The 5,178-nt window shown below is 73.9% G+C and carries 5 protein-coding genes; all 5 read right to left on the bottom strand.

The window, feature by feature from the left end:
* Positions 1–161 precede the first annotated feature (161 nt).
* Positions 162–2,720, bottom strand: a complete 2,559-nt coding sequence (gene pcrA, locus HGA02_RS09705; RefSeq protein WP_168678835.1) for a DNA helicase PcrA — start codon at positions 2,718–2,720, stop codon at positions 162–164.
* Positions 2,721–2,848: 128 nt separating this feature from the next.
* Entirely contained in the window at positions 2,849–3,331 is a 483-nt protein-coding gene (locus HGA02_RS09700) for a DUF456 domain-containing protein (RefSeq protein WP_162352670.1), read from the bottom strand.
* 68 nt (positions 3,332–3,399) lie between these two features.
* Positions 3,400–3,747 (bottom strand): hypothetical protein, encoded by a 348-nt coding sequence (locus HGA02_RS09695; protein WP_168678834.1) that lies wholly within the window; start codon positions 3,745–3,747, stop codon positions 3,400–3,402.
* A gap of 94 nt (positions 3,748–3,841) precedes the next feature.
* Positions 3,842–4,522 carry a LuxR C-terminal-related transcriptional regulator gene (locus HGA02_RS09690; RefSeq protein WP_124341530.1) on the bottom strand — a complete coding sequence of 227 codons (681 nt, stop codon included), beginning with the start codon at positions 4,520–4,522 and terminating at the stop codon, positions 3,842–3,844.
* The coding region (locus HGA02_RS09685) for a sensor histidine kinase (protein WP_210728389.1) at positions 4,519–5,178 on the bottom strand (660 nt) is incomplete at its 5' end. The genes HGA02_RS09690 and HGA02_RS09685, both read right to left, overlap by 4 nt.

The raw sequence follows: 5,178 nt of genomic DNA, 5'->3' as shown, positions 1-5,178 counted from the left end.
GCCGTCCTGGTCGTGCGACGAGCCCGTGCGAACGCCCTGGCAGTCCCCGCCCCTGGCGTCCCCGCCCCTGGTCCGCCCGCGCGCACGCGCCGCGAGACGCCGCGATCGGGCACGTCACCCACGAGTGAGGACGGCGCGCCGCCCTTCCGGGCGGCGGCGTGTCAGAGCTTGGTGACCGGCGAGTAGCGCAGCAGCAGGCGCTTGGTGCCCTCGGTGCCGAAGTCGACCTTCGCGACGGCGTTCGGCCCGGCGCCCTCGAGCCCGACGACCGTGCCGAGCCCGTAGGCGTCGTGCGTCACGCGGTCACCGATCGCGAGCGTCGGGACGTCGCCACGCGGGGTCGCGGACCCGAACTTGGCGCCCGTCGACGGCAGGGTGGGCTTCGTCTCCTTCGCCCGCTCGGTCCGTCCGCCGGACCGGTAGCCGCCCGAGCCGGAGCCCGAGCCGTAGCCGCCCGACCCGGCGCGACCGGAGCCGTAGCCGCCGGACCCGAACCCGGATCCCCAGCCGCCGCGCAGCGACGACGTCGACGACTCGCGCCGCCGCCAGTCGACGAGCTCCTCGGGCAGGTCGTCGAGGAAACGGCTGGGCGGGAACTCGTTCGGCACACCCCACGCCGTGCGGACCGCGGCGCGCGAGATGTAGAGCCGCTCGCGCGCGCGGGTCAGCCCGACGTAGGCGAGCCGGCGCTCCTCGGCGAGCTGGTCGGTGTCCGTCAGCGAGCGCATGTGCGGGAACGTCCCGTCCTCCATGCCCGTGAGGAACACGACGGGGAACTCGAGCCCCTTGGCGGTGTGCAGCGTCATGAGCGTGATGACGCCCTGGTCCGGCTGGCGCGGCGCGTCCTCGTCGTCCCCGTCCCCGCCGTCGGGCGTCGGGATCTGGTCGGAGTCGGCGACGAGCGAGACGCGCTCGAGGAAGTCGGCGAGGTCGCCGTCGGGGTCGCTCTGCTCGAACTCGGTCGCGACGGCGTGCAGCTCCGCGAGGTTCTCGACGCGCGACGCGTCCTGCGGGTCCTCGCTGGCCCGCAGCTCGGCGAGGTAGCCGGACCGGTCGAGCACGGCCCCGAGCACCTCGGCGGGGCCGGCGCCCTGGAACGCGAGCACGCGCAGGTCGGACATCATCGCGGCGAACGACGACAGCCCCGTGATCGCGCGCGTCCCGAGCCCGGGCACCTCGTCGAGCCGGTCGAGCGCGGCGCCGAACGAGATGCGCTCGCGCTCGGCGAACGACGCGACCATCGACTCCGACCGGTCCCCGAGCCCGCGCTTGGGCACGTTGAGGATGCGGCGCAGGTTGACGTCGTCGTCGGGGTTCGCGATCGCGCGCAGGTACGCGACGGCGTCCTTGATCTCCTTGCGCTCGTAGAAGCGCGTGCCGCCGACGACCTTGTACGGGAGGCCGACGCGGATCAGCACCTCCTCGAGCGCGCGGGACTGCGCGTTCGCGCGGTAGAAGATCGCGACGTCACCGGGGCGCACGCCGTCGGAGTCGCCGAGGCGGTCGATCTCCTGCGCGACGAAGCGCGCCTCCTCGTGCTCGGTGTCCGCGACGTACGCGACGATCTGCGCGCCCTGACCGGAGTCGGTCCACAGCCGCTTGGGCTTGCGGCCGGGGTTGCGGCTGATGACCGCGTTGGCGGCGGACAGGATCGTCTGCGTCGAGCGGTAGTTCTGCTCGAGCAGGATCGTGCGCGCGTCGGGGTAGTCGGCCTCGAACTCGAGGATGTTGCGGATCGACGCACCGCGGAACGCGTAGATCGACTGGTCGGCGTCGCCGACGACCGTGAGCTCGCCGCGCGGCACCTCCTCGCCGTCGGCGCCCGCCGCCGAGCCGCTGTGGCCGACGAGCTCGCGCACGAGCATGTACTGCGCGTGGTTGGTGTCCTGGTACTCGTCGACGAGCACGTGCCGGAACCGCCGCCGGTAGTGCTCGGCGACCGCCGGGAAGCCCTGCAGCAGGTGGACGGTCGACATGATGAGGTCGTCGAAGTCGAGCGCCTGCGCCTGCCGCAGCCGCGCCTGGTAGCGCGTGTAGACCTGCGCGAGCGCGGTGTCGAAGTCGTTCGCCGCTCCCCCGCCGCTGGTCGCCGCGAACGTCTCGGGGTCGACGAGCTCGTCCTTGAGCGCGGAGATCTTCGCCGAGAGCGCCTTCGCCGGGTACTTCTTCGGGTCGAGGTCGAGCTCGCGCGCGACGAGCGTGAGCAGACGCTGCGAGTCGGCGGCGTCGTAGATCGAGAAGCTGGACCGCAGGCCGAGCGTCGCGGCCTCGCGCCGCAGGATCCGCACGCACGCGGAGTGGAACGTCGAGACCCACATGTTCCGGGCGGACGGCCCGACCAGGTGCTCGACGCGCTCGCGCATCTCCGCGGCGGCCTTGTTGGTGAACGTGATCGCCAGGATCTCGCCCGGGCGCGACCGGCGCGTGGCCAGCAGGTGGGCGATCCGGTGCGTCAGCACGCGCGTCTTGCCCGAGCCGGCGCCGGCGACGATGAGCAGCGGGCCGCCGCTGTGGACGACGGCCTCTTTCTGCTGCGGGTTGAGCCCGACGAGCAGCGCGTCCGCGCGCTCCTGGCGGCGGGCGTCACGCTCCTGGGCGGCGTCGTCCTCACCGCGCGGGGGCACGACGGCGGGCAGACCGGACGGCTCACCGGCCGTCCGGCGCGACGGGACGGCGCCACCGGGCACGGGCAGGGAAAGGCTCTCGAACAGCGATGTCATGACAGGGCAAGCGTAGGCGTCGCCACCGACACCGAGGGACCGCCGCGCACAGGCAGGAGGTGCCGGGCGGCGTCCGGCCGACGGGCGGGACGCCGCATCGAGGACCGCGTCGCGGACGGGCGCTCCCGTCAGGTGACGGCGAGCCCCACGCCCCACGCGGCGGTCGTCACGAGCGCCCCCGCGAGCTCGACGAGGATCGTCACGCCCGTGGCCTGCAGCGCGACGACCGTGGCCTTCCACGCGGGACCGTGCTCGCGCAGCCGGACCCACTCGGCGGCGTACGTGCCGACGACGAACCCGAGCGGCAGACCGACGACCGGGACGACGAAGAAGCCGACGACGCCCAGCAGGCCGCCCCACACGAGCGTGCTGTTCGGCACACCGCGACGCTGGAGGTGCCGACCCGCGAGCAGGTACTTGCCGACCGCCGCCACCCCGGTCGCGAGGACTGCGACGGCGACGACCGTCCAGCCTGCGGCGCCGCCCGTGAGCACGCCCCAGGCGATGACCGCACCGGCGACGAGGATGCCGCCGGGCAGCACCTGCACGACGACCCCGAACAGCCCGACGAGCACGACGACGCCGATCAGGACCTCTCCGACCACACCCATGGCGGCAGACCCTAGCCGCCGTCAGGCCGCGCCGCGGTCCGGGGCCGCGGCGCGACGGGGACGGCGGGTCAGCGCCAGAGGACCGCGATCGCGACGTTGAGCACCGTGAGGCCCAGGACGCCGCCGAGCAGGCCCTTCGTGACCTTCTCCGGACGACGCGTGCCGTACACGACCAGCCCGGTCACGACGAGCGCGATCACCAGCTTCACGGCGACCTTGACGTTGTTCGGGTCGCGCAGCTCGTCGCTGGCCGAGGCCAGGCCGACCATGAGGATGCCGGTGATGAGCGCCGTGAGGATCCCGTGCAGCGCGCCCTTGGGGAGCCGGTTGTCGCGCATCGTGACGAGCGTGCCGCCGAGCACGATCGCCCAGCCCAGGAGGTGCAGGAAGAGGAGGAGATGCTGCAGGAGTTCCATGCCTCCCGAGCCTAGCCGCCAGGCGTGACGGTTTCTGACGTTCCGTCAGATCGATCGCGTCACACGTCCGGCCGCACCCCGGCGCCCGACCGCGTCAGAGCAGCCGACGCGCCGCAGCCCACCGCGTCAGCTCGTGCCGGCTCGACAGCTGGAGCTTGCGCAGCACCGCCGACACATGGGTCTCGACGGTCTTGACGGAGATGAACAGCTCCGCGGCGACCTCGCGGTACGTGTACCCGCGCGCGATGAGCCGCATGACCTCGCGCTCGCGCGCCGACAACCGGTCGAGCTCGTCGTCGCCCGTCGCGACGTCGCCCGCGGCCGCGCCGAACGCGTCGAGCACGAAGCCCGCGAGCCGCGGCGAGAACACCGCGTCCCCGCCCGCGACACGGCGCACCGCGTCCGACAGCTCCCCGCCGTCGATCGCCTTCGTCACGTAGCCGCGCGCGCCGGACCGGATCACGGCGACGACGTCCTCCGCGGCGTCCGACACCGACAGCGCGAGGAACCGCGTCGTGCCGCCCAGGTCGGTGCAGCGCCGGATCACCTCGGCACCGCCGCCGCCGTCGCCACCCGGCAGGTGCACGTCGAGCAGCACGACCGGCGGCTGCAGCTCGTGCACCACGCGGACCGCCGACTCGACGTCGTCGGCCTCGCCGACCACGCGCACGCCCGCGTCGAGCGACGCCTTCACCCCGGTCCGGAACAGGTGGTGGTCGTCGACGAGGACGACGTCCACGGCCCCCGTCGACGGGCCCGTCGTGTCCGTGCTCATCTCGCTTCCCCTCCCTCGGCCGCCGCGGCCGCACGCACCGGCACCAGCAGGTGCACCTCGGTGCCGCGACCCGGCCGGCTGGTCACCTCGGCCGTGCCGCCACGACGGCGGACCCGGCCCATGATCGACTCGCGCACGCCGAACCGGTCGGGTCCGATCGCGTCCACGTCGAACCCGTCGCCCCGGTCCTTGACGAACACCTCGACCGCGTCGGACCGCACCTCGAGGTACAGCGACACCGGCGGGCGACCGTGCACGACCGCGTTGACGAGCGCCTCGCGCGTCGCCTGCACGAGCGCCTCGGTGTCGGCGTCCGGGACGCGGTCCCCGACGACGACCACGTCGATCGCGACCGGGTCGCCCGTCGGGCCGGACCGCGAGTCCTCGACCTCGGCGACGACGTCCTTGACGACCGCCGCGACCGACGTGCCGGGGGCGGGACGCTCGTCGTACATCCACTCGCGCAGCTCGCGCTCCTGCGCACGCGCCATGCGCGCGACCTCGGCGGCGTCGTCGGCCCGGGCGCGGATGAGCGCGAGCGTCTGCAGCACCGAGTCGTGCAGGTGCGCGGCGATGTCGGCGCGCTCCGACTCCCGGGCGCGCGCGGCCCGCTCGTCGCCGAGCGCGCGGACCAGCCGCAGCAGATCGGAAGAGCG

The organism is Cellulomonas septica (assembly GCF_012396155.1).
GTDB lineage: Bacteria > Actinomycetota > Actinomycetes > Actinomycetales > Cellulomonadaceae > Cellulomonas > Cellulomonas septica.
This window is presented reverse-complemented; position numbering and strand designations above follow the sequence as displayed.